The following is a 26,774-nucleotide window of genomic DNA, read 5'->3' on the forward strand; positions in this document are numbered from 1 at the left end:
AAAAGGAAAATGCATGATTATTTTGTAATCGTAACATTTTTACGTGAGAAGTTATAAACAGTTACTACTGCAAGAGTCAACAATACTAAACCGAATAGGAACAATCCCCACTGAGTCATAGTTGGAACCGGAGTACCACCTAGAGTAAGGAAAGCGTTACGGCAAATGTTGAAGTTCATTGCCTGGTTAGGAGGACCAGAAGTAGCTAAGAATGCACAGCTAGCTTTTGGAGTCCAGTAAGCACAAGCAGCTCCACCCCATGCACCAGCTGGCTGATATCTAACATAAGCAGGATCAAGAGTAGTAGCACTGTTGTTAGTACCATCCCATTCCCATCTGTTTGTTGCAGTTTGAGTGATTGCGTTAACACCTACACAAGAAGTCCAATAGTGTACTCCAGGAGTAAGGCTGAAAGAAGCAGGAAGTTCGTAAGTTACGATACCACCTGTTTTAGTAACCTGAGTTGAAGTACGTAGATTAGCACCAGGACCGTTACCAGCACCTTCTGCCCAAAACGCAACTTCGAATCCATCAGGATTACCGAAAACTTGCTGACCAAGATAGTCAACAGATACAACACGCTGTCCGCTTACATTGTAGTTAGGAATGTTGAAGTCATTACACAACTCAACTGAAGCTCCAGTTTCTACGAAGTTAGCATTACGGGTTGAAACCAACCAGTTACCGTTAGCTCCGAAACCGTAAGCAGGTAATTGTTGATCGCAACGAACCGCAGGCTGAACACCAGCAGGCGTGCTGAAACCAGAAAGTTGGTCACTGGCCTGACCGAAAACATTCAAAGCTACAAAAGCTTGAACAACAAATAAAAGTAATAATTTGGATACCTTTTTCATCATGATTTGGTTTTATTATTTTAAATTAATTTTGGTTGCTTCGTTAAAAATCAACACCAAATCAGATAAACACATGTGCCATGATAAAGGCAGTATGAGTATAAACTGTTTTGGTTATTTACGTTATAGACATTTCTATCTATGAGGCGAAAGTAGTGTGTGCTGAAACTATAATATATACTGCTAAATGGGTATTTTTTATATATTAATTTATAATAATGTTATATATATTGATTTTCAATTAATTACTATCAAACTTTTTGGACATTTTGGATTTTATATTGAAAAATAATTACGAATGTCGGTAAGTAATGGATGAAAATATTGGTCGTCCGAAGACTTTCCACACTTCTGCAGAAAAAACTGATCTTGGATTCTATTCGTTTATACCTCCTAACATCAACCGTAGGAACCTTGATACCTTAATTATAGTGTGTTTGAACTCTTCAAGCCTTAAGTTCCAGGAGGTGATTCCAAAATATTTAGTAATATACTATAATTATCTGATTGTATTACACTTATACATGGCTTATTGAATAATTCCATCACATATAGTGAAATAAACGGGTATTGGTCTTTTGTTCAGTGTCTTTGCTTTGAAATTCTTAATCCCTTTCCAGATATTAAGATTATATGCAAATTGAATGAAGATAAATCTTACTGACCAGTGATTTAAGTCTTCGGTGTAGAGAACAATATAATTTTGAACTGTGCGCCATTTTTCGGTTGAAAATGCACCAATGAGGGGCTTAATTGGTTTCCACTTTTTCCGGACACGAGCGTCCTACTTCCCTACCGGTTGGATCTTTTAATATTTTAATGAGATAGCCCATATCCTCAATACATATATACCTTTCCGGCATTTCCATTCCTTTTATAGCTTCTGCAAGCTCCATATCGCGTGACTCAGGGGTTCCAAAGCCTTCGCTGCGCAATCGAACAGATCCGTCCGACTTATAAATTACAAAGTAGTATCTTCCATTGGTGTGTCTGAAAAGGGACACATTATTTACCTTATCATTGATGTGATGGCCCTTATATTCTCTGCATGGCAAATATTTATCCAATCCGCCCAGGTCATTGTCCGGGTTATAGCCCAAAGCATCTTCATTCATATTAATATTTTCATTAATATGTTTGACGTACTCAACTATGGGAGCTTTACCAGGATATTCTTCATGGCTGATCAAAGCCCAAGCTTCCTCAGTGGTTTTCTTTGGACATGATCTGGCAATTTCCTGATTATTATCAGCTGTAAGGAGCAGGAAGTAAATACCATGACTTTCCTCAATCTTAAATCGATTCCGGTGACTCCTGTTTCGAATCACCGTCTCGATGCCATGATCCCTTGCAGGAATGGTAGGATATCCCTCGCTTCGCATCAAGACATTCCAGGAGGTATCCATCCAGGCAAAATAAAACTTCATGGTCATCTCATGGTAAAAGCATATAAAGTCCGGATGCATACCCGACAATTGATCTGCGCGTTCTGCATATTCCTGACAAACTAAATAGTCATCTTCCTTTTTCAATAAATGATTCATGTATCCTGTTTTTGAAACAATGAACTGATCGATTTAACTAAAGTAAATCTACAATATATGATTCTAATGAATACTCTTTTAATATCTTGATCTGACAAACAAAGTTTGTTATTTTTTCACTTAAGGTTTTGGGATGGTAAAAAATACAAAGGAAGTTTCATCACAACCATACTTGGCTGGCTGCCCGGCAACAAAATAATCTACCCGAGTTAAGCTGCTACATGCAGCCGGTCCATATGCACTAAAAACTAAATTGGTGCCTTCAGAAGAGCTTAACGGGAGATTTACACCATCCAAGGATATGATTACCCCTTTTGTTGAACCCTCAAGCGTCCATAACTCAATATTAAAAGAATTAATTAAAGTCCTATTTGAATTACAATTAGCAGTGTATTTGGCGAAAACGGTACCATGGCGTCCATCTATATCAAAGTCTTTTTGATAATCCACTTTATAAGTTGTGCCTAACCATTTTCCAGCAAATTGACCCTGCATGGTTTTATATCCAAAACTAGCGCCAAGTGTATGATCATCTAATAACTGTTTCAACCAGTACCCAAAACCAGCTTTAGGTTCTTTTTTGATCACCGGCATTTTGAAATCAAGATACGCCCAAGAAACCCCATCCGGAGAACCAAATATTTCAAGTGGCAGCAAATTTTCTCCAGGCACCAATGGAATATGAAGGTAACCTTTCTCATCTGTTAACACAGAAGTTTCACCATTCGTTTTAAGCAATTTCATAGTAGTGAGGTCTCCCGGGTATTTTCCTACACACTGAAAACACCTTGCTGCTATTATAATTGAATCATATTCAGTACTCAGTGTATCAGGTAGATCTACCCACTCTTTCCCATCGTAATAAATGAGTTGGGATGGTGGAAAAAAATAAGGAGGTTGAGATCCTATCGTCCCTGATAACATTTCAGCATAATGTGCTGCAACACCTTCAGAGGTAATAAGAGCGGATTTTGCAAAATATTTTATATTTTCAAATAATGTTGTAGGAGCAGTTGCATTTTGTTTGGATTCATAAGGCAAAAATTTGCCATTAGACAATGTAATCGAGTGTGCGTATTGACTCGGGAAATTTGGATCCGCAATGGATAACACATTAAGATTTGTGCGATACACAATCATAGCATGTGCCAATCCTGTATTACTTAGAATATAAACGTATTGAGGCTTTTTTGTCAACCTTATAGAATAGGCAAATCCCAAATAATGCAAACTGTCATAAGAAATAAGATTTTTGGGACCCTGATTGTTAAATTTAACATCAAAAACATTGACCGGACCTAATCCTTGATTCCATAAATGGGATCCATCAACATGTACCGCAGAAACAAATCTGTAAGCTTTCACATTGTCTTGCCAGATTGGACTTGTCACAGTACTGAATCGGCCGAACAAGGGCGCTTCATTCAGATTCAATTTGTGAACACTGTAATACCACATTGCAGCAAGGGACTGACCTGAGCAGTGACCTTTTGGAGCAATGTATGAACCTCATTTGGAAACTCCCAATCGTCTATGCCCGGTCGAAAACCAGACTCCTGCAATTCAAATAATTTATCTTTTTGCATAGAACTAATCAAAATATTTGTCCAAATTTTAGTCCGTGCAGTTAAACTTCCAGCCCCTTCATTTAAATGTTTACCGGAAAAATGTCTAGTAGCCAATACAACAAAGTTATCAGTGATAGAAAGCACAGGAATTCCCTCCAATTCCCCTGTCTCCTCGTCATAAAAGAAGCCCATGGCAAAATGATCCTTGGATACTTCGCAGTGGATAGTTAAAGTAAGTATTGAATCTGAATATCCACCTCCGTTATTGATGCGGATCATCGGTGTAATTGGATTAAAATCAGGACCAAAAGTGTGGCTTTTAATTTCAGCTACAGAGATTGTAAAATTTTTATTTGATGGATAAGCGTCCTTGGGTATTTCAAGCGTCAAACCATCTAATAAACTTCCTTGAATGCTTAACAATTTACCTGAAGTTCCGACTTGATCATTTAACACTTCCGAAAATGCTCCGGTTTCAATTTTACCGGTGCCGGGATTGGGTGAATTATCGTCTTTACTACATGCAGAAAGAAAAATAATTAGAAAAACAGATAGCATGCCATTTCTACTTCTTAACATCATGATTAAGTTGAATTAATTAAATGATTAAATCGGAAACTAACTCTTTAACCAAAAAAATACTTTGTAAAGAATCTATTCTAATGCATATCTCCCAAATTTATGTAAAGGAAATACCGAGCACTTTCCCTGACATTTATTGAACAATATTTTACGGGATTTATAAATATTACTGTAAACAAGAATCATCCACAAAAGTAGAAGCCTCTGTATATTCACAATGATAATAAGATATGTCAAGCGCTAAATCGCCTATTAACTTTCCAATAAAAACTGCGTTTGGCCCACCGTCCGCTTGTAATTTACCAAGTATTGCACCATAAAATTTTACATTCGGCAAAAATTCCTGAGGATCAAATAGCCTGGTAAGTAACCCGTTCAAATTTGCAATTTCACTAGCTTTTAAATTAATCGTTATCGGACTTGGTGCGCCTAAAAATCTGGTCACTTCATATGAGCTCAGTCTCAAAAAATTATAATATTCCTGACCCTGCGGAGCGAATACATTCATTGAATATTCTACAAATGGTGCATTTTTTGGATTTGCGTCCGGTTCAATTTTTAATTTTATGGATTTTAAAGTAACCTTAACCTTTTTAGCATCTGATGGAATTTTTAGTGCTTTCTGAACATCTATTCTATCTACGTAACTCTCCCATACTTTCTGGTCAAATGTATTTATGTTTAAACTTAATGGAAAGATCCGAGTTTCGGATTCATAAACTTTAATATAACCTTTACAACCAGAAAAAGCGGTAATAAAAAATGTTGTCAGAACTAAGGTAAAATAATAATTTGCTGTTTTCATGTCAACTGATATTTAAGATTAATGATTAGAATTTTAATATTATCCCTGTTTCGGCCATAGGAAATTTTGCATAACTGATGCCTAGGTTAAATCGAAGGACTTTACCCAATTTAACTCCTCCACCTAATCCAAGAAAAAGTGGAAAATCATTTTTATTTTTAAACTCAATCTTAGTCCCTCCTTCCTCCAAATCAGGTGTATAACTCAAATCCATGTTGCCTAACTGATAGGCGATTCGACCGTAATAATAAAAATTTTTTAAGTCTTTCCCACCATCTAAACCGATCAAATGATTGGTAACCAATATCCTGCTTCCCAACATTATACTCTGGAATGAATATCCCGCATTTACAAAATAATTATGGAGTCCAAAATAATGCCCAACGTCATGCCTAAGCGCAGCGCCAAACAACTGAAATTTTCCAAAATCCTTGCCGAAATCATAAGCAAGGAAGCGCAGATTAAGCTCGGAGTGCAAAAGCCCCCCAACCGTTATCTGAGGCAAAGCAAATGGAACCCATTTGGCGTTAATTCCGGCCGGAAAAGTATAGGACAAGCCATTGGTATCTGTAACCACTGTTATTTCAGAAGGTCCAAAAATAGTGGCAGCCTTTACTGTTTGGGAAGGTGAAAAAGGGTCTTCTGTACTGGCGGAAAACGTCTTTAGATTATCTGTAATCCAAGCTCCCGAGCCAATTAAACTGATTGTAAAATAGAAACCGCTGTCGATTCTTGGTTCTGTAATTAAACCCGTATTGAAAATCCCTGTCAATACATCCGAAACCGGTTGAACATAGCCATTCTTATTCTCCCCCAGATAATTGTCTAAGTAGTCATCCACATCCTGACCAGAAAGAAACATCTGAGGCAACACTAACAGCAACGATACCAATAATACATTTTTCATAATCTGATTTTCCGTAAGTTTAAATTTCTTACAGATGATTTTAAATGACCAAAGGCATTGTTAAAAATGATTCCGATCATGCATGGATCAAATAAGCAATCTTCTATTATGAGAAAAATTTGGATTGCTCGAGGCTGTAGAGTAATAAGTCAACAGCTAGACGATCTTAAGTAGAAAATTAAAGAAAAATTGAAAAGTCAATTTCTGTTTTGAACACAAATGAAATCGCTTCATCTAAGAAAGAATTGGGAACTGAAAGACTGAATAAAATAATATGTTCACTTATTTGAACAACAAATTGAAAAGTAATTTCTTTTAACTTTCGTTTAACCTAAAAAATCATATAAGTTTAGGATTATCCTCTAGTTGTATTGTCCCTTCATAAAATAAAAACATTTAAAATCCTAGGTTCTTGTGTTTAAAGGTTAAAGAATTGAAGAAATGAGTCCACGTTCTCCATGTACCCATGGAGATTTTCGCCATACAAAATGGCGAAAAAGTGGACGAACTGACCCCTCCGCGGGTCAGCTAGTAGGAAATTATAAATAGCGTCTTTTCACTTTTAATTTTGTATATCCAATCCCACCTTGGAGATTTTCGCCATACAAAATGGCGAAAAAGTGGACGAACTGACCCCTCCGCGGGTCAGCTAGTAGGAAATTATAAATAGCGTCTTTTCACTTTTAATTTTTCATATCCAATCCCACCATGGAGATTTTCGCCATACAAAATGGCGAAAAAGTGGACGAACTGACCCCTCCGCGGGTCAGCTAGTAGGAAATTATAAATAGCGTCTTTTCACTTTTAATTTTGTATATCCAATCCCACCATGGAGATTTTCGCCATACAAAATGGCGAAAAAGTGGACGAACTGACCCCTCCGCGGGTCAGCTAGTAGGAGTTTTAAAAATGCTTGTTTCTTCTTACATTTAGCTACGCCGCAAGGCAATTATAATTCAGCTTAACAAAAATAAGCTTCCTATTTACTCAAAGCCAGATTCCGTACTTCCAATGTAATAACGGTCAAATGTCTCTGAATAGAGCACATATACATAATAACTCATAAGGTAAGGTGTTCATAAATAATAGGGGCGGAAGAGGAGGGATTCGAACCCCCGGACCTTTAACAGTCAACGGTTTTCAAGACCGCCGCGATCGACCACTCTGCCACTCTTCCGTATAGGCCTGCAAAGATAGAAAGTGAGCTTGATTATGCAAGAAATTTCTTTAAAAGCCTGAAACTTAATTAAACCTTACAATGGCAAATTGACTACTATAGGCACCAAAAAGGCCATGCCCTCCGATAAAATTGGTATAACTGCTCACTGTTTGAAGGCTGGGGAGACCACTTCCGGTATTTTGTAATTGCAAGGCTAATGCTTTATGAAAATTGTAATATTCCTTACTGACAGACCGTAATTCCAATTGCAGTTCCTTGAAAATTTCTTTTTCAGGATCTACTGGCAGTTTTGTTTTTACTTGAAGAGCGAGGTTAATTTCATCCTTAGGATAATTCTCTCCGGCAAGTAACAGACCTGGTTCATGGGTCAACAAAACCACATTTTTTAAGGTCTCCAGTTCCTCAGCCACTAAATCGACCTGAGAAATCGGGTTCACATTATCCTGGATGTATTTTCCTGCGCCATCATATTTGAAATTTACTTTTCTAATGATTAAGTGATAGAAATTTTCGTAAGTAGAGTCCAAGTTCCATTTTAAGGTTAATTTGAGGCTCTGAACCAGGTTGGGTACCAGAAATTTATCGGTACATTCAACTTGTGTAAAAGCAGGTACTGAGATTGGAATTTTGGTAGAGGCAGAAAGTAGAGTGCCATCACCAATTTTAATTTTCAATTGATATTTAGCATTGCTTACTGGAAAATCTTTCAGTTGATATATGGGATTGACTTTTCCTGGTACTTGTATAGGTTCCAATTTAAACTCCTGAGACTCTAGGTTAAGAAAAACATCCACATCAGATTGTATTGTGGCATCAATCCCTCCTACTGGGTCTGATAATTGATTTAATTCCAAATTCAAAGGAGCGTTGGGCTTTAAATAACCAAATGCAACATAACTGTTTATTGAATCATCTGTATCCAATATATATGCTGATCGACAACCTACAACCAGCATAAAAAACAGCAATGCCTTAAAATTTATATATTGAATCATGGAAAACAAAGATAATTTTTATTTACACTGTTAAAGCTAAATCATTAGTTTTTGGTCTTGAAAATATAAAGTTCTTCATTGTGCAAAATCCATAAAATATAATTGATAATTAATAAGATGTTTACCTTGTTGTCCATCGAATTTTATAGCTAAAGGATGGCAAAATAGGCATCAGGCTTACTTGTTGAAATTGATCCAAGGAAGGGTTGTCGGGGCGTGGGCTTAATTCAATATAAACCGGATTTCTCCGATTGAGAATATTATAAATTCCAAAACTTAACTCCTGATAACCCCACGATTGCTTGATATTATAATTCAAGGAAACATCTAACCGATAAATATCGGGAAGGCTGCTTTTATTGATATTATCATTTACCAAAATAATTTTATTAGGGATTCCGCTTTCCAGGGAAAGATATTCATATTTACCGAGGGGAAGGCTTACCGGACTTCCACTGCTATAATCCATCAAGGCATTCAATTGGAGTTTTCCGTTTATTTTGAAATTAAGCTGAAGCCTTAATTGGTGAGGTCGATCATAGAGAAATCTGAAGGATTGACCTCTATTGATTTCATCAAATTTACGGGATGTCTTTGAATACGTATAATTCAATGTATATTCAAGATTGTTAATGGCAGAGTGAAATCCACTTTCTATTCCATAGGAAGTACCCATTCCTGAAGTTACCTGGGATTCCCAATTTTCGGTAACCCCAAGTCTAAAATCAGCACCTTCTTTAAGATGCAGCAAACTATCCATTGTTTTAAAATAGGTTTGTATGTTCCACGAAGTATTATGCCACGTGCCAAGATAACCCAGATTCCACTGCCTCATACTTTCAGGTCCTAAATTCTTTGTTGATGGAACCCATAAATCGGTTGGCAAACCAACTGCATTTGCACTTAATAAATGGAGGGATTGCAATTGTTGGTCATAGGAGCAAAAAAATTGATGTTGTTGATGTGGTTTGAACTCTAATCGACCTCTTGGCAGGATAAATCCCTTATTCTCCTGACCATAGGATAAAAGTCCCATTCTTACACCAAAAACCAATGAAAAATGAGTCCCCAATTTTAAATAATCTTCAGCGTAGGCATTGAATTCTACATTAGATCTTTTATTCAATCCTGAAATACTGTCAATTGGTTTTGGTTGAAAATAAATAACATCCTCCAAAGGATAATTACCAAGGTTGTAGGAAAAAATATTAGGTTTAAATTGTTGATGTGCAATTCTAGCACCTACTTTCAGCCGGTTGTTTGAATTAAAACTGTAGTCTGTTATGAATTGAGCGCCATTCTCAATGATGTTAGAATAAAAAGATCGACCTACCAAACTTGAATCATTATTTTGCGAATTGATAATTGACCTATAAGATTCATATTGTTCAGAACTACTTTTAAATATACTTTGGTATACACTCAGATTGGAAAAAAAGTTTTTGTTCCATTGAAAATTATATCGACCTGAAAACAAAAAATTTTGCCAATGTAACTCATAGAATTTTTTGAAAGAAGTTGAGTTTTGGGCTATAAGATTGAACGCCAGATCCTCGTCATGGAAAAAATCTTTTCCACTGTAATAACTCAAATAAAATCTTTGTTTGTCGTTTATTCGCAAATGTAGTTTTGTAGTAATGTCGTAAAAATAATACGTGGAATTACCCAATTTTTGGTTTTTATCTTTAAAGTACTTTGTAGCTTCTTTGATAAAAGGATCCAGCAAAGTCCTTCGACCTGCTGCCAAAATAGAAAGACGATCCTTTACCAACGGTCCTTCCACCATTAGTTTTGCACACAAAAGACCCATTGAACCAGAGGCCTCCCAATTTTTCAAATTGCCTTCTTTGGTATGTACATCTACCACTCCGGATAATCGCCCAGAATAATTGCTGGGAATGGCATGTGTGTAATAATTCACATTTCTAATGGCATCCGTATTAAAAATACTTAATAATCCAATGGCATGACTCGGGTAATAAATTGGAATATCGTCCAACAAATATAAATTTTGATCGTAACTGCCACCACGTATGGAAAGTCCACCGAATCCATCTGCTCCGCTTTGAGTACCCGGTCTTACCAAAAGAGTGCGGATAAGATCGCTTTCTCCAAAGGCAGGCGGACATTTTTGGATGTCAGAAGCATTGATTCGGTTTAAGTACTGATCGGAAGTAATATTTTGTTTGGAATCTGTTACAACCACTTCCGGCAAAGCGTGGTAAACATTCAAAGAAAGATTTAGAATATTCTTTCGTTTCGTTAGAGAAAGAAAACGGACAGATAATTTTTTGGATAAAAATGAAAAATGCAATTCAGCAAAATCATGATGACTTAACAAAGCATAGTATCCATACTCGTTTGTAGAAGTAATTGCACCTGAAATACGATCGTAAACCAAAACTCCGATGGCAAGCTCTCCACTGGTGCTGTCCGCCACTCTACCACTGATCCATTTTTCCTGTTCTGTTTCAGCTTGAGGTACAACAACCAATTGATCGGGTGAAATAATTCTGTAGCTGAGTTTTTTTTCGGACAATAACTTTTCAAGTATTGCTTTAAAAGAATTTAGTTCTGCTATACTAGGTCCTTCAAATGGTTTAATCAGCTCACTGTTGAAGGAAATATTAATACCAGACTGCTTAGCAAGCTGAATGAGGCTGAGATCGAGACTTTGAGCTGGGATTTCATAATATTTGACTATAGATAAAGAGGACTGGGCAAAACCAGCATTAGTGCAGATGAGCACCAAGAGTAATACTTTGCTTATTGAATTCAAGTAGTCCGGATATGGACCCAAAGATAATTTCTATTTACATTCTCCGCTGAGAGAATATGATCTCCCATCAGCTGAGGCTTTGTATTCCAATTGCAGGGAGGTGCTAATCACATCCAGAGCTACAGAGAGACTACTTACAGATCCTAAATCCAAGGGAGAGGTATACCTTAATAAGCCCAGGCATGGAGAACTTAAGGTAATTTCAGCATGAAAATAACGAGCCAGATCAACAATCACCTGTGAAAGCGGAACATCAATAAATTCAAGTTTCCTGCTGTGCCAGGAAATGTCATTGGTCCCGGAAGGACGGACTACGGATATTTCGTGATTTGATTTATTATACAACATTTTATCCCCTGCATTCAAGGTTTTGGCAATGGTTCCTTCCTGATTAGTGAATTGAACCGTTCCAGAGATTACAAAAACCTCCATGGTTTTTTCTGAGGTCAAATCACGAATATTAAAACTTGTTCCTATTACTTTTATTTCTCCCTCCCCAGTTTCTATAATAAAGGGTTTTTGAGCATCCTTCGCAACGTCAAAAAAGGCTTCTCCGGTTAATTTAACTCTTCTGACTTTTGTTTTGAATGATTCAGGATAGCTTAATTCTGCTCCTAAGTTCAAATTTACCACTGATCCGTCCTTTAAATTCAAAGGTTCAGTAGAGTTGGTATATTTCAAAAACTGGTTCTGATTATTACCTACCAGACTAATCAGGTAATAAGCTAGAAAAACAACAATAAACAAACCTGCTGCAATAGACCATTTGCTTAAAGACAGTTTTAAACCTTGTGTCCCCTTCTCCTTTGCAGGTCGCATCTGGGACTTTACTTCAGGTATATTCTTAAATCTTTTTAATGCATCCTCAACATTTACCTCCATGGTAGATTTTGAATCCAAAGAATCAGACCATAGCTTGCTGTATACTTCATATTCTGCCAAATTATTGGCTGAAGCTTCAAACCAGTTGTTCAATTCAAACTCTTCCTCCGGACTTAATTGTCCGGTGAGTTTTTTATGAAAAATTAATCCGCGGTCCATAAATTACACTAATATGACAAGATTATTGGGAAAAACCCCTATGATACCTTTAAATATTTTGCATTTTCTTTAAGTATTCTGAGCGCCTTTGAAATATGATTTTCTACTGTTTTTATGGAGATGTTCAACTGGGCTGCTATCTCGGAATAGGTCATTTTCTCATACCTGCTCAGAGAAAACACCACCCTACACTTTTCCGGTAATGAGGCGATACTGTCTCTCAGGTTTTCAAAATATATTTCCTTCTGTGCAAGCTCATCTTCATCCTGAGCATCCATTTGCTGATCATCCCGGTCTAAATCGATTTCAGAAAAGCTTAATTTTTTTGCTTTCAGGTAATTAATGGCTCTATTGGTACCTGCCCGCATAATATACGCTCTGAAGGATTGAACGATATCAATAGACTGCCTTTTGTTCCAGATTTCTAGAAAAATTTCCTGTGCTAAGTCTTCGGATGCATGGATGTCAGCCAATAGCTGGTTTATTTTGAGGACCAGATCTTTATAATAGTGCCTGAACAAAAGGTCTATACCTTCTTCACGTCCCTCCTTGAGCAGGAGCAAGACATACTGTTCTTGCGAATGATCCAAATTAATGCAAATAGGTTTCGGTAACAAATTTGGGATATTTACCCGGTTTTTTAAGCCTTTTGGATAAATTAATAAATTCAAATGTGTATGGCTTTCATCCTGACAAATTTAGGGAAATTCATATGATTATTTTATTGCATATGAATTGATAAATTCATATGGTTAAAATTTTTGTTGAATGTTAATTGGCAAGAAGTGTTCTTATAATAATTAAATTAAAAAAAATGAAATGATTATAGGCATAGCTGGCTTTCAAAAGTAATTATTGAAGTATTCTATAAGCTAAGATTATTGACCATTCAGCAGAATAAGCTTTGTATGTATAAGCATGATCAATTGTGTATGATTTGTAAAATGGGTTCAAGTCTGCTTTCCCAATACCATAAATTGAAACATTGTGAAAATCGACTCCTATTAACAATCCCAGATGGTAATAAAAACTGGGACTTTTAAAATTAAGTGAAGAATTTATATACTTTCCCCTGTATTCAATTCCGAATCGAGGTCCTATGAAAATAATTTCATTTAAATGATATTGAGCATTTATTGCCAAGCCAACTCCATGTAACAAATATTTATTTGGAGGCTCTATGATTCCCAAAATTCTTCCTAAACCGGAAACACCCTTCCAGGTGGTTAGTTTTGCATGCCCCCATGTTCCATATAATTCAACACAATTTTGGAATTTCTTGTAGGTGCGTTGGTAAGCTAATCCTATATTTACCCCTAGCCCAGGATTAAATTCATCTTTAAGAGTTAATGGCAAACCACTTTCATATATTTGTTTACTATTGAAACCTAAAAAAAAAATTCAAGGTTTGAGCTTTTAGAGCAAGGGAATAGCAGAAACATAAATTTAGGAAAATAAATTGCAATCTAAATACTTGTTTCATCCGTTCCACATTGATTATTTTATTCCTTTTATTAGTTTTTAAAATTAAACAAATTTTACAAACTATCACAGAAACTATCTATAAGGTTTAACCATCACTATATCAACTAAATTGAGGTCTAACAAAATTGATGTTGGCACCTATTTTTAAGAGAAAAAATAATCCTTTCGGTAAAGATAACTTTCTTGCTACCTTATAATTCAGGCAAGCCAAATCTTAATTTAAAGAGCTAAACACTGAAAATTCTTGCCTAATTTGAGATTGGACCCAAAGGCAGTTAGTCCATTTGCATCTATTGATGGAGATTCAGCTTTTAAAATACATTGGCGATTAAATGCTTTAAACAAATTAGGTTATATTGATACAAAATTTATAATTTTGCGGTCCAATTCGGCTTTTTGCTGACATATGGTGGTTGTAGCTCAGCTGGTTAGAGCATCGGATTGTGGTTCCGAGGGTCGCCGGTTCGAACCCGGTCATCCACCCATGGTCTGGAGATTTTATCTTCAGACCTTTTTTTTTTGCATGAATCCAATGCAATTGAACAAATAATACCGTTCAATTCTCACTTCGTGGTTTTTGGACTATTTATGTTTTTATACCGGTATTAACCAATGTCTTATTCTTGATTGGTTTGGATCAATTTTGTAATACCCCGGACTTTACTTCAGAATTTTCTTGAAAGTTCTGGTGTTCCCATGGAGATCCACCCCATAAAAAAGATAAACCGAAGATGGCAGATTTGATAAATTGATACTTTCTCCATCCTTTACCTCTCCGAAATGCAACAGCTTGCCATGGAGGTCATAGACCTTCAATCTAACAGATGTCCCACCGGCATGGCTCAATCTAAATATTCCGGATGAAGTTTGATCGAATGTCCAGTTACTGTGATGAAAATTATTAGTGAAAACAGGCTGAATGACAATCTTTACCTCTTGTTTTTCTCCAAAACAGAGCTTATCTGCGGGCCGTACTGCCCAATCAAAAAAGTGGTAGAAATAACTGTCCCCATAATCCGAACTGGTAATTCTGCACAGATCTTGTATGAAAAATGGATAGATAAAGCCTTTGTTGCTACGCTCCAACCTAGGACTAATGTTTCCATAATAAAGCTTGTTGGTATCCGGATTGGTAGTAAGCGCGTAATTTACATTAGAACCTTTACATAAAAACCCAAGATGCACCCGATTGAAACCTGCCTCCAGAAAAATCTGTTTGGTTGCCAAGGTCGCTCCACTGGCGCTTAACAATACAATTTCCCTCTTTCCTTTCGTATCGGTATAGAGACTTACACTATCCAAAACAAAATCCTGATAGGAGGTAAACAACATCTTTGGATTCAAAAAAGCAGCCGGGTAGGCTCCCCCTTCATAAACAGGACTTTTCATGCCCCCGTACGAATGTTTAAATTTTCCTATTTGGAAGGCCTGTGCCCAATATGAACGTGATTTGTCAACCAGTGGCGTCTGGTATTGAGGTCCTGTAAACACCGGAACAGAATCCTCCAAAGTATTAAACCAGAAGGTATTCGGATTGTCTGAGGTGAGGGTTGCAATTCCGGGTGAAGTCAAAGTATCACCTTTAAGTTGTAGTAATTCCACCGGATCCTGTACCCATACTTCCAGCGTATCTGAATCATAGGTCTGACAAACGCCTTCTACAGAAGCAAAGTATAATCCAGATTCCCGGATCAATCGGATCGAATCCTGGTTACCATCCCACCACACTTTTTGTTCAAATTCCGGAACCGACAGTTCAATCACATCGCCTGCACATAAGATTTTTTGATAATTGAGGTTGAGCCTTGGTTTTTCTACCGGATCAATGAGTAAAGTAAAATTTTCCGACACTGAATAACAATCGGAAGAATCTGTATGAGTATAGAAATAAACTCCGGCAGAATCGATGTTTAATTTTTGTGAATTGGCTCCTATGTTCCACCGAATGTTTTGAAGACTTGACGAACCGTATATTTCAATAATCTGGTTACTGCATAAAATACTGTCTTTTGCTGGAAATATTTCTGGTTGTTGGCGGATGCATTTGCCTTCCGTGATCAAATAGAATTGATCCGCTTCTAGTTGGTTAAACACTTGTCTGATTCCCGAAGGCCAATAAATAACCAGGCTGTCAATGGACTTTGAATCATTTAATCCAAAATGAAGATTCAGGCTGTTCTGAATTCCAAAAGACTCTCCACTCTGAACTTCGCGGTATTGTTGTTTTCCACCTGAATAAAGAAAAACTCTGCTTCCGATGCCATTCAGGTTTGAGCTGACTCCTTTCAAACCAAGTTGCACATAATGATTTTGTCCACCGGGGTTCAACCAAATCCGGTCCACTCTATTGTTGGGCTCATTTAGTAAGTAGGCATAAGAAGAATATAAATCCAGATAACCATCCTCGTTCAAATCCCCCACTGCAAAGGAGCTTAAGGGTTTATCTGCGAGATTAATTGTTGCTTTGTCAAAATGTCCCAATCCATCGTTTATCCACAATTCGGTACCTGATCCAGAGAGCAGAATGTCCAGATCTGCATCGTTGTCCCAATCCCTTAGGGCAAATTGGATAACGACCGCCTCCGGCTTGAATCCAGATGCATTGGTAAAATCTTCAAAGCTGTGATCAGCTTGCTGCATGAATACTTTGGAGGGTCCATAGTGATTGCCAACCAACAGGTCATTCAGCCCATCGCCATTCATATCTCCGGTGACCGTCATCCAGCTTTGTTCATGATCATCCACACCCAATTGCGCTCCCCTTTCTGAAAAGCTGCCATTTTCATTCACATAAAACAAGTTGATTCGTCTGGGATCATTGGGGTCTGTAACGCCGGCACGACATTTTGAAATGTAGAGATCACCGTCACCATCCTGATCATAATCACTCCATAGAATGCCATAATTACCGGCCTCATTTGCCTTGACAGGCATCGATAAATCTATCCAGCTTTCATTGTTTACCAGCTTACCGGAAATGTTTTCAAAAACGCGACTTTTCTCATTGTCATTGCAGATGCTAAAGTCGACCCAACCATCCTTGTTGATGTCATAAAGACTGGCTCCCTGAGAAAAAAAGGAAGAAGCATCCACCCATTCCTTTTTAAATATGGAACCATCGTTGTAAAGTACAAAAACCCCTAATTGATCGGCACCCAAAACGATGTCATTGAAACCATTTCTATCCAAATCGGCTGCAGAGACGGACCACAAGGCAATGTTGGATTTTACCTGCAGGTCTTTCCAAATAAAAACAGCCTTTCCCGAATTGATTCCGAGCCATATTTTTTTTGACTGATCGACCACCAGCAAATCATCCACAAAATCACCGTTAAAGTCCGCGACGCAAACCGGAATGCCTGAAAAAAACTGTTGCTGAAATGGCTTTTCAGTAAACTTAAATGTCACTTGCCCTGATACAGGTAGCATTGACAAAAAAACAATTATTGCAAAAACTAAGATCCTTATTCCCATGGTTAGAGGATTTAGTAAAACACAAATATAAATTTTTTATATATATTCGCCGTTAATATGTCAGGCATTTCGCAGTTTTTGCAGAAAATAGTGGTTTATCTCCGCTATTATTTCAAAGCAAATACAAGATATCGATTTCACAGCCCCTATCTTTTTCATTTGATTGAATCTTGTTTTGATGCAGAGCGCAATTATTATGACTTCTCTACCCTGGGTGAGAATTATTTACACCTGGTCAACAGAAATGAACTGATCAGTGTGGATGAATTCAGTCAAAAAAGGAATCAAGGCGGCTTGCTTATTGGCGCATTTGCAAAAAAAGCACTGCATCCGCCTGCACAATTGCATGAGTTATACCGATTAGTAAAATACCTGAAGCCTGTATCTATACTAGAACTAGGAGCCTGCCTTGGTTCCAGCAGTGTCTGTCTGGCGCTGGCCTCCAAAAGTTTACAGCAAGACAGTGTAGAAGGAAATGGCCAGTTCGTTGATATTGCAAAGAAGCTGGCTGCCAAATCAAATTGCAGTCATATTCATTTTCATCATCAGGATTTTAGAAAATTTTTATCAGAAAATCGGGAGACGAAATATGATTTCATCATGCTGGATGGAGATCATTCAAAGGCCGCTACGTTGGAATACGTACAGATATTGCTCCAAATGCTGAATGACAAAGGGGTGTTGCTTTTGGACGACATTCATTGGTCTAAAGGGATGCATGAGGCCTGGCTTGAACTTACGCTGCTTGATTCCGTGCCTTGCAGTCTGGAAACCTCACGATGGGGACTGCTCTTTAAAGACAAAACACTGAGCCAGGGTCGATATAGCTATATTCAGGCAGGTTTTAAACCTTGGCAGCGCTACGTTTAAAATATTCAAGACAAATTGATGTCCAGAGTGGATAAAATTCAAATTAGCGTTTGGTGATTTCAATGTAATTGACCTCGGCAAATAATTTAGGATAAGTACCTGTGTTAAATCCTGCAAAAAAGGAAAATTGATATAAATGTGGACATTGCAGTTTTCAATTACCGTGGCTTTTCTGAGGATTTGCCTAACTTCGCGCCTTATCAAAGCTTTTAACGATGCCAGTTGATGTTATACTTGGATTGCAATGGGGAGACGAAGGGAAAGGAAAGATTGTAGATTTTCTAGCCGATCAATATGAGGTGGTGTGCCGATTTCAAGGGGGCCCAAATGCAGGTCACACTCTATACATTAATGGGACCAAGTATGTTTTACATACCATCCCATCAGGAATTTTTAGAACCAATGTTCAAAATGTAATCGGTAATGGCGTGGTGATAGATCCCACTACACTGGTAAAAGAGATTGACCAAATCAAACATGCAGTGCCGGATCTTCATGATAGGTTGCTGGTCTCACACAAGGCGCATCTGATCCTTCCAAGTCACCGTTGGATTGATCTTGCCTCAGAGACTTCCAAGGGCAAAGAAAAAATAGGTTCCACGCTTAGGGGCATCGGTCCCTGTTACATGGACAAGACCGGGCGCAATGGATTGAGGGTTGGAGACATTGAGCAGGCAGGTTTTGATCAAAAATATCAGGTACTCAAACAAAAACACCTTCAATTCATCAGACAATTTCCTGAAGTGGAATTTAATATTGAAGCAGATGAAGAAGCATGGATGAACAGCCTTGACAATCTTAGAAAATTAAGAAAAGTAAATGCAGAATACTGGCTGGCAGAAATGCTCGCCAAGGGTAAGAACCTGCTGGCAGAGGGGGCTCAGGGCACCATGCTGGATGTGGACTTTGGCACTTATCCTTTTGTAACGTCATCCAATACCATTACTGCCGGCGTTTGTACCGGACTGGGAGTGCCTCCCAATCAAATTCGTAAAGTCATAGGCATTGCCAAAGCCTATTGCACACGGGTAGGCTCCGGGCCGTTCCCTTCAGAATTATTGGATGCTACCGGTGAAAGACTGAGGAAGGAAGGAAAAGAATTCGGTGCCACAACAGGTCGGCCGAGACGTTGCGGATGGTTGGATTTAGTACAACTCAAATATGCCATTATGGTGAATGGAGTTACCGACTTGTGCATCACTAAAATTGATGTGCTGAATAATTTTGAAGAAATTTCTCTGGTAGATGGATACCAGGTAGGTAATGAGTTGACACATGAGATTCCATTTGACCTGAATTCAGTGACTTCCACCCATACCAATAGTTTCAAGGGATGGGAGACGGCGTTGAAGCATGACAATAACTTTGATTCACTGCCAGAATCTCTAATCTATTATGTACAGCAAATCGAAAAGCTTTGCAATCTGGGTGTAAAATATCTATCAACAGGACCGGGAAGAGAAGAGTTGATTGTGAGGGAATAATACTTGTATTATATAAATTTCCAAATCCAATATAATACTATTGGGTTCTTTAAAAAGAATCTAAACCATTATAATTACTTTGCACGAAGTGGATATTCATTTAAAACTTTTTAATTTAGAAAGTATTTAAAATCGATAATTCAGTACCAAATTATAAAGGTTCATCCCTACTTTATTAATGATGTATTTTGGATTGTCATACGTTGTATCATTTTTAATTTTTGATACAAAAAGTGCGTACAATTCAAAGCCCTGTAGCTTACCACTGAACAGATAACGAACCTCTGCGTTCAATTGAAAATAAGAAGGCATACCGTATTTATTAAGCTTAAAATCTTTTACATCCGGCAATTCAAAATAACCAATTGCTAAACCAGTAGTAAAACGTTTTGATTTCGAAAAATAATTAATTTTAGCAACCGAGGCATGCACATCACCATAGCCTTCATTTCTTTCTCTGGGCATGAATGTATAAAATGGGTCCCTACCCCATTCTCTGGGGAAAAGATATCGGCCATGACTGGTGATTCTTGTATAATTCAGGGAGGTCTCCAGAAAGGAATTTTTAAATACAATTCTTCCGCTGAACACCATCGATTTACTGCCCTTCTGAATATAGGTTTTTAATGGATCTGTGTTTCCTCCATTTTGAATGGCGTCTTGCCTGATTAGCTGAATCCCGCAAGATAAGGTTGATTTTTTTTCTTTAAAAATGGTGAAATCGCTTTGCAGCAATGCCGAGTTCAGAATGTTATCTATTGTGTAATTCCAAATAGAAATTTTGAACCTTGCATTTCTGTTGTAGCTTATCCCCAAAACACCTGCGCCATTACTGTTTAAATTATTAAAGTAGTTGCTCTGCATACCACCCGTCTGCACACCGGATGGGTACAATCCTATTGATTTGACCCCTGAATACCATTTGGTGGTAGATCGTGGAGAGAAATTATAGAGAAACCCTCCTTCAATTTTAAATAATTTGCCGGAAAATAATTCCATCCAAATCCCCTCCACAACTGATGGTCTCATTCTTCCATCCTGCAGGTTGATCAATGGAGAATTTAAAAGAAATTTTCCAAACTGCAAATAAGATTTTCTGAAATGATATTTCAAATAAAATTCCTCCAACCGGTTGATGTCATTTTTATTTTCCGGATTCTCGACATCAAATAAACCCAATTCATAACGACTGAGTTGGTTGGTTGCACTGTCTTTTTTTGTTAGATCGCTTGAACCAAGATTAAAAATATAGAAACCGCTGACACCAAATTGAAATCCCTTAAACTTGTCTGTTTCGTAACGCAAACCTCCACCACCGGCATTCGCAAAATAGTCTGTCAATCCGGATTCATTATCTGTCGCCATAAAAAAATAGCGAAAGTGACCGTTGAATTTTCCACGTCGAAATGCGCTCAACAAGTTGTTTGTATCCGTAGAATCCAATTCGGAACTTTTCCAGATACCTGGTTTCTCCTGTAAGTCCTGATGCTGTGCCTGAATATTTGAAAAACATAAAATAACCAATAGGGACACTATGAGTGTAAACCAGACGAAATTCATAAAACAATTGTAGATCTATTTTTAAAAACCGGCTTTGATGTAGTACCAACCTTCAGATTGTTTTTTCACAATATGATAAATACCTGCCGGGACGGTAGCAATCCCTGGCAAAAGTTGCTCTTTTGCCACTTTGCGTTCTTTCATTGAAAATTCACAAGCGTCAAAAACTATTCCTCTTACCAACATTTCCTGAATTCCATTTGCAAACTGACTCTTGTCCTTATGCAGCAGATCTAAACCCGGTCCATGACAGACAACTTCAATTTTTATTTTTGGATCTACTGTCAACAGATTGTTTAACTGCCGCATAAGAGCCTTATGTGCTAATGTATCTCCACTTACCAATTGAAAAATCACTCTATAGGATTTTGCTTCCATACTATGCTGATCGATTTTTTGATCCTGCTCTTGTGCATTCACCGCAGGAAAAATTTCAAACATCAATAATGCTGCAAGTAATACTTTAATGTTGTTCATGGTATAATTTTATCTATTATTTAAACTCATAATCAACTCCCCATACCTGTGTAAGAAGGGACTTAGGCGCATCCAATGCAATCGCATTGTTATGTGGTACAGGGGTTACCGGAGAGCTTACTTTTAAATAATCTCTGAGCATTGTATGAAGCGTATAAGGAGTATTTTTTGGATTTTTTACGCCTTTAATCCGACACAACATATCCTCCGGATCGCCATCGCGTTCACAGGCGCAAATTTTATAAATTCTGTCTGCTTCCAAAGCCCTGTTGTTGATTAATACTTCCTGCACCCGCTTTCCCTTTTCTCCAAATGCCTTAAAGCTGACTTTCATTCCATGGAATTTTATGACCCAACCACCAAAACGCTCAGATGCATTTTTTGCAAACACATTATTCAATTCTTTTTCTAACCATTCACTGATTTGTTTGCCTGTAACTTCTGCCTGTCTGACAGTACTGTCAACAGGTAACATATCGTAAATATAGCCATTGGTGATGGGAATATTTCCGGTGTAGTCAGGAGTTACCCTTGGCGGACAAAATCTAAATCCATTGGACAATACAACATCCATGTCCGGCATTCGCCAACGCAGAGCATCTAAAATTAAAGTATCCATTGTATTTTCGATTACAAAATAACGATACAATGGAATGGTACTGTAGCCTACTACTTGGGTAATGTCTTTCTTAAACGGCAACTCCTTTTCATCAATAATTTTCTGAACTGATTTATTTGGTTTTATTTTTTTAGTATTGATTTCAACCAATTCATATTCATCTTTAATTACTTTTCCATTTTGAATCGTGAGCTGCAGTTTGCCAACGAAAGAACCAAAAGCACCCGGTTCTACCACTTTCGCATATTTGCCGACAATAGGTTTTCTTACCCTTTCATGCGTATCCCCGCCTAAAATATAATCCACTCCATTGCAGATTTCCTGATTGGAAAGATTGAGTTGTTGGGACAAACCCAAATGTGAAAGTAAAATTACATAAGTACATTGTTCCTGATTACGAAGCAGATCAATATAGTATGGCAAGTTGAATTCAGGGTGTGAATAAATAATTCCTTTGCTGTAGTTTGGTGATTGTCTGATTGGGACCAATGGGTCAGTATAAGCGATAAAGCCAATTTTTACTCCTCCCACATTCCACACATGGTAAGGTTGAAAAATAAGTTCCCCTTTCTTACCATCTCCAAGATCGTGGAACATGTTTGTGCAAATCTTTGGTGCGTTAAGGGAGCCTAAAAGTTTCTGCATGGCTTTTTTATAATAAATAACCTCCCAATTGCCCGGAATATACAAGTTATAATCTAAAGCATTTAAAATCGGAACCAATGATTCTCCGGTAGTTTTAACAGACAACTCACTACCCTGAAACATGTCGCCAGTATCTAAAATGAAAGTGTTTGGATTACGCGATCTTTCATTTTTAAAATAGGTCGCTAAATAGGCATAGCCCCCCGTTTTTCTAAATACAGATTGGTTGTTTTCCCAGAAAAGTTCATCGTGCGGATGCAACTGACAATGCACATCCGTAGTCTGTAAAATATTTAATACTAATGGCTTATCCAAAGCAAAATCATCAACTGTTTTTTCTTCACTTTCCGGATAAAGTACATCCGTCATAGGTACTGTGCCAACCAATCCAGTTGAGGCACCAAGAATCCCTAATTGTTTGATAAAATCCCTACGTTTCTGAGTCATTCTAATGCTTTTTTTCGTAAAAATCCTGAATCGGTTTAAAAGGACCGAATTTATGTTGTTTTTCAGAAAATCCATCCGCATAAGCGCCGAAGGGATGATCGATTGGTTTCTTTGAAATATCAGGCCAATCTTTTGATGCGTTTTTATGGGGTCTCGATTGAGCATTTACAAATGCAGCCACATCCCAGGCTTCCTCATCGCTGAGTTGAGGATTTTCGTGGGTGGCACCAAGAGGCATATTGCTCTTCACATATTTTGCAAAATTACTTATCCTGTACAATCCTGCTCCATCGTTATAGCTATGATTTCCCCAAAGAGGCGGATAAGTATATTCCGTTTTATCCACGGTCAAAGTCCCTTCACCATTTTTCTGGTGACAACTTTGGCATTTTGTAACATACACTAGTTTCCCATTTTCGGGATTTGCTGCTCTACCCAAATATTTAATTTCTTTTAAGCCTGAACCTTCTGCCTTTTCTCCTTTATTTACATTAGAGCCAATGAATTCAATATATGCTTTAATCGCTTGCATCTCGTTGCTGTTGGTATCCAAGGACTTTCCATTGAGACTGCGTTCAAAACAATCATTTATACGTTTATAAATATCTTCTACTGAACCACTTCTCGCTCTGAACTTAGGATAGGTGGATGCCACAGATCCATAGTTGTTGCCAAAAGTCGCAGTTCCTGCATCCAAGTGACAATTTTGACAATTCATTCCATTACTTAGTTTGGCAATGGTGCCATTAGGGCCCAAAAACTTAGCAGTATGGGCAATAAGTTCCTTGCCATATTCAACCTTTACACGCAACAACGAATCTTCAATTAAAGATGTATTTGCTGCTTTCCAAAAAGGTTTTTTAATTTTTGGCAATTGCTTTAACCTTTCCACCACAATACTGTTGGAACCAAAATTAGCAGTCTCATTTACTGTATCTTCATGATGGTAATATTTTGGAAGAATCACCAATAGAAAAACCCAAAATATAATTAAAACCAAGACGACCAGAAAAAACAAGACCAGACCTTTCCTTACGTTATCCTTTGCTTCAAGGCTCATTCCTGTATGTTTAAATTCGGTCTAGTGAGGAAGCTTATTTTTCACTATACCATATAGGTAAGTGCCAACAATGGCAAAAAAGAAAACTATGGTGAGGGTATAAAATCCGTAACCAATATTTACAACCATTGGCCCGGGGCAGGAACCACTTAGTGCCCATCCCAAACCAAATATGATTCCACCTAAAAGATAACGCCATACAGACTTTTCTTTAGGAGGAAATAGAATTGGGTTTCCGTCAAAGTCACGTATGGAATACTTTTTAATCAATAAAACACCCAACACACCAAGGGTAACCGCGGTTCCTATAATCCCGTACATATGGAACGCCTGAAATCGAAACATTTCCTGAATGCGATACCACGACATGGCCTCAGACTTAGCCATCACAATGCCAAAGATCATTCCTACCAATAAAAATTTTAAAAGCTTCATACCTTTAATTGTGATTCAGTGATTATTTATGAAAATATCAGAGGAAAAATTAAATAAGTCATCAACAAACCTCCTGCAAAAAATCCAATAACTGCAATGAGGGAAGGAATCTGCAGATCTGACATTCCACTAATAGCATGTCCGGAAGTACAACCGCCAGCATAGCGTGATCCAAAACCAACCATTAACCCTCCTAAAGCAAGTATTAGAAATCCCTTTAAAGTAAAAGCATTTTTCATACTGAACAATTCCTCCGGCTGAAGTGAAGTTGGGGGTTGAAAGCCAAGTTCGCCAAGATCTTTAATGGTCTGCTCTGAAATTTGAACGGGTTCTCCGGAAGAAAGCATCGTTGATGCTATAAATCCGCCCAGAATTGCACCCAACAAAAAAGTTAAATTCCACATTTGGGTCCTCCAGTTGAAGTCAAAAAATTTGACAAATTTGCCGCCTCCTGCAGCCGCACATATAGTTCTCAGATTGGATGAAAACCCAAACGATTTACCAAAATACAGCAAAAGAAACATGATGGCCGAGATCAAAAATCCTGAAATCCACCAAGGCCATGGTTGCTTGATAAGTTCTAACATTTTCTATGCATTAATTCAGATGAAAAGAAATAATTGGCTTGTACATGTGGTTGATGAGCTTCTCTGTTGCACTGCTGTGGAATATTCCTCCCTTGGCATGCGTTCCAATGCAAATCAGGTCCATGTTATTCATTTGATTAAAATGGATCACTCCATTCTCTACATCTCTATCCTGAATGACATGTTTTTCATAGCCTTCCAATTCATTTTGTCGGGCAAAAATATCCATTGCCTCATGGATCTTTGAAATCCGACCCTTGTCCTGCGAATCCGTCATTTGGAGAAGGTGTATTTTTGGATGGAAAGCTTTAACAATTTTTCTAAAGAGGTCGAATCGGATTTTAACTTCTTCGAGAAAATTGTGGACCATCAGCAAATTTTTAATTTCCAATTCTGAACGATCACACATTAAAGAGAGTAAAGGAATTCTGGATTTTCGTGCAATCATCTGTGTCTCACTGCCGGAAATTTTCTCCTTCAAACCCCAGGCCCCTTTGGTACCCATTACAATCAATTCAAAATTATTTTTTTCAGCGTACTCAACAATTGAATCTGTAGTTCTGCCAAAAACCAAAGCTGTATTTACATGCGCACCATACACTTCAACCAGCTGTTGAAGTTTACGCTCCGCAATTTGCTTTTGTGAACGGACATAATTTACATCAATTTCACCACAAGTTTCGATCACTCCTGTCGGACTCAGGGTAACTGTATCCGGAACATTCAGTACGTGAAGAAAATGAACCTCGACATCAATGTGTTCATTAAGTTTTGATACCATGATGTATGCATAATCCGATTGTATAGAAAAATCAGTCGGAATAAGAACTTTAATTTTGTCCATAACTGGTTAAACGCTATTGCAATTTGAATAAATACTCTGTAAAAATAAACAAACCCCCGAATTATCAAAGCCCATTTTAGACCCCCGAGTCCTTAAAACAAATGCGCTTAGAACTTTTTTATTTTACGCAAGCTGCGACATCTTGCCAGGTTCCACCATTGGTGACATTCTTAATCCCATTTTGTTCCAAAACCGATTTTGCCATCCCTGATCTGTTGCCACTGCGACAGAAAACTATGATGTTTTTTTTATCTTTGAATTTTGAGATATTTTTCAAAATAAAATCCACCGGAATATTTACTGCACCTTTAACACTACCTGATGCAAATTCCTGGGGAGATCTTACATCTACTAAAAATGCTCCTTCTTCGATTAGTTTGGTTAAATTTGAATTACCCGTATTCGTCCCAAAAAGGCTACTTAAAAAACTCATTTTTTATTGATTTTAGAATTTGATTATATAAAAAATCCAACAGAGATCAAGAATTACTCACTCTTGATTACTAATTATCTACTTGTGATTTTTAACTAT

22 protein-coding genes and 2 tRNA genes are annotated in these 26,774 nt (G+C 37.6%); 3 read left to right on the plus strand and 21 right to left on the minus strand.

Going from position 1 to position 26,774, the window contains the following annotated elements:
* Positions 1 to 17: 17 nt before the first annotated feature.
* From IPJ83_14415 to IPJ83_14470, 12 genes are all read right to left on the minus strand, one after another.
* The gene (locus IPJ83_14415) at positions 18 to 857 is read right to left on the minus strand and encodes a hypothetical protein (protein MBK7881736.1); all 840 of its coding nucleotides are present in this window, start codon (positions 855 to 857) and stop codon (positions 18 to 20) included.
* Positions 858 to 1,603: 746 nt separating this feature from the next.
* Positions 1,604 to 2,398: a hypothetical protein gene (locus IPJ83_14420; GenBank protein MBK7881737.1), complete on the minus strand. Its 795-nt coding sequence runs from the start codon at positions 2,396 to 2,398 to the stop codon at positions 1,604 to 1,606.
* A gap of 120 nt (positions 2,399 to 2,518) precedes the next feature.
* Positions 2,519 to 3,856, minus strand: a complete 1,338-nt coding sequence (locus IPJ83_14425) for a hypothetical protein (GenBank protein MBK7881738.1) — start codon at positions 3,854 to 3,856, stop codon at positions 2,519 to 2,521.
* A complete protein-coding gene (locus tag IPJ83_14430; GenBank protein MBK7881739.1) occupies positions 3,829 to 4,548 on the minus strand; it encodes a hypothetical protein in 720 nt (239 codons plus the stop codon). Before IPJ83_14430 ends, IPJ83_14425 begins: the two co-directional genes overlap by 28 nt.
* Before the next feature lie 166 nt (positions 4,549 to 4,714).
* The gene (locus IPJ83_14435; GenBank protein ID MBK7881740.1) at positions 4,715 to 5,353 is read right to left on the minus strand and encodes a hypothetical protein; all 639 of its coding nucleotides are present in this window, start codon (positions 5,351 to 5,353) and stop codon (positions 4,715 to 4,717) included.
* A gap of 25 nt (positions 5,354 to 5,378) precedes the next feature.
* Positions 5,379 to 6,260, minus strand: coding sequence for a hypothetical protein (locus tag IPJ83_14440; protein MBK7881741.1), 882 nt, complete (start codon positions 6,258 to 6,260; stop codon positions 5,379 to 5,381).
* 1,092 nt (positions 6,261 to 7,352) lie between these two features.
* Positions 7,353 to 7,437 (minus strand) — tRNA-Ser (locus IPJ83_14445).
* 65 nt (positions 7,438 to 7,502) lie between these two features.
* Positions 7,503 to 8,435: a DUF4249 family protein gene (locus IPJ83_14450; GenBank protein ID MBK7881742.1), complete on the minus strand. Its 933-nt coding sequence runs from the start codon at positions 8,433 to 8,435 to the stop codon at positions 7,503 to 7,505.
* A 121-nt stretch (positions 8,436 to 8,556) separates the two neighbouring features.
* Entirely contained in the window at positions 8,557 to 11,214 is a 2,658-nt protein-coding gene (locus IPJ83_14455) for a TonB-dependent receptor plug domain-containing protein (protein ID MBK7881743.1), read from the minus strand.
* Positions 11,215 to 11,244: 30 nt separating this feature from the next.
* Entirely contained in the window at positions 11,245 to 12,255 is a 1,011-nt protein-coding gene (locus tag IPJ83_14460; protein ID MBK7881744.1) for a FecR domain-containing protein, read from the minus strand.
* A 38-nt stretch (positions 12,256 to 12,293) separates the two neighbouring features.
* Entirely contained in the window at positions 12,294 to 12,845 is a 552-nt protein-coding gene (locus tag IPJ83_14465) for an RNA polymerase sigma-70 factor (GenBank protein ID MBK7881745.1), read from the minus strand.
* 262 nt (positions 12,846 to 13,107) lie between these two features.
* A complete protein-coding gene (locus tag IPJ83_14470; GenBank protein MBK7881746.1) occupies positions 13,108 to 13,611 on the minus strand; it encodes a hypothetical protein in 504 nt (167 codons plus the stop codon).
* 538 nt (positions 13,612 to 14,149) lie between these two features.
* Here IPJ83_14470 and IPJ83_14475 point away from each other — a divergent pair.
* Positions 14,150 to 14,223: transfer RNA gene (locus IPJ83_14475), tRNA-His, on the plus strand.
* 177 nt (positions 14,224 to 14,400) lie between these two features.
* Here the strand turns inward: IPJ83_14475 and IPJ83_14480 are convergent.
* Positions 14,401 to 17,214 carry a VCBS repeat-containing protein gene (locus IPJ83_14480; protein ID MBK7881747.1) on the minus strand — a complete coding sequence of 938 codons (2,814 nt, stop codon included), beginning with the start codon at positions 17,212 to 17,214 and terminating at the stop codon, positions 14,401 to 14,403.
* A 57-nt stretch (positions 17,215 to 17,271) separates the two neighbouring features.
* Between IPJ83_14480 and IPJ83_14485 the strand changes: the two genes are divergently transcribed.
* Both IPJ83_14485 and IPJ83_14490 read left to right on the plus strand, forming a co-directional pair.
* The gene (locus IPJ83_14485; GenBank protein ID MBK7881748.1) at positions 17,272 to 18,084 is read left to right on the plus strand and encodes a class I SAM-dependent methyltransferase; all 813 of its coding nucleotides are present in this window, start codon (positions 17,272 to 17,274) and stop codon (positions 18,082 to 18,084) included.
* Positions 18,085 to 18,299: 215 nt separating this feature from the next.
* Positions 18,300 to 19,568 (plus strand): adenylosuccinate synthase, encoded by a 1,269-nt coding sequence (locus IPJ83_14490; protein MBK7881749.1) that lies wholly within the window; start codon positions 18,300 to 18,302, stop codon positions 19,566 to 19,568.
* Between the two features lie 126 nt (positions 19,569 to 19,694).
* Here IPJ83_14490 and IPJ83_14495 read toward each other — a convergent pair whose 3' ends face one another.
* The 8 genes from IPJ83_14495 to IPJ83_14530 form a co-directional block, all read right to left on the minus strand.
* Positions 19,695 to 21,128 carry an outer membrane porin, OprD family gene (locus IPJ83_14495; GenBank protein ID MBK7881750.1) on the minus strand — a complete coding sequence of 478 codons (1,434 nt, stop codon included), beginning with the start codon at positions 21,126 to 21,128 and terminating at the stop codon, positions 19,695 to 19,697.
* A gap of 21 nt (positions 21,129 to 21,149) precedes the next feature.
* Complete coding sequence (locus IPJ83_14500) at positions 21,150 to 21,605, minus strand: DsrE family protein (protein ID MBK7881751.1); 456 nt, start codon at positions 21,603 to 21,605, stop codon at positions 21,150 to 21,152.
* A gap of 16 nt (positions 21,606 to 21,621) precedes the next feature.
* Positions 21,622 to 23,316, minus strand: coding sequence for a 5'-nucleotidase C-terminal domain-containing protein (locus IPJ83_14505; GenBank protein ID MBK7881752.1), 1,695 nt, complete (start codon positions 23,314 to 23,316; stop codon positions 21,622 to 21,624).
* A gap of 1 nt (position 23,317) precedes the next feature.
* Entirely contained in the window at positions 23,318 to 24,376 is a 1,059-nt protein-coding gene (locus IPJ83_14510; GenBank protein ID MBK7881753.1) for a c-type cytochrome, read from the minus strand.
* A gap of 21 nt (positions 24,377 to 24,397) precedes the next feature.
* On the minus strand, positions 24,398 to 24,811 hold the full coding sequence (locus IPJ83_14515) for a YeeE/YedE family protein (GenBank protein MBK7881754.1): 414 nt from the start codon (positions 24,809 to 24,811) through the stop codon (positions 24,398 to 24,400).
* Positions 24,812 to 24,837: 26 nt separating this feature from the next.
* Positions 24,838 to 25,398: a YeeE/YedE family protein gene (locus IPJ83_14520; protein MBK7881755.1), complete on the minus strand. Its 561-nt coding sequence runs from the start codon at positions 25,396 to 25,398 to the stop codon at positions 24,838 to 24,840.
* A gap of 10 nt (positions 25,399 to 25,408) precedes the next feature.
* Positions 25,409 to 26,242: a universal stress protein gene (locus IPJ83_14525; GenBank protein ID MBK7881756.1), complete on the minus strand. Its 834-nt coding sequence runs from the start codon at positions 26,240 to 26,242 to the stop codon at positions 25,409 to 25,411.
* Between the two features lie 118 nt (positions 26,243 to 26,360).
* The gene (locus tag IPJ83_14530; GenBank protein MBK7881757.1) at positions 26,361 to 26,675 is read right to left on the minus strand and encodes a rhodanese-like domain-containing protein; all 315 of its coding nucleotides are present in this window, start codon (positions 26,673 to 26,675) and stop codon (positions 26,361 to 26,363) included.
* Positions 26,676 to 26,774: the final 99 nt, after the last annotated feature.

The organism is Candidatus Vicinibacter proximus (assembly GCA_016713905.1).
Lineage (GTDB): Bacteria > Bacteroidota > Bacteroidia > Chitinophagales > Saprospiraceae > Vicinibacter > Vicinibacter proximus.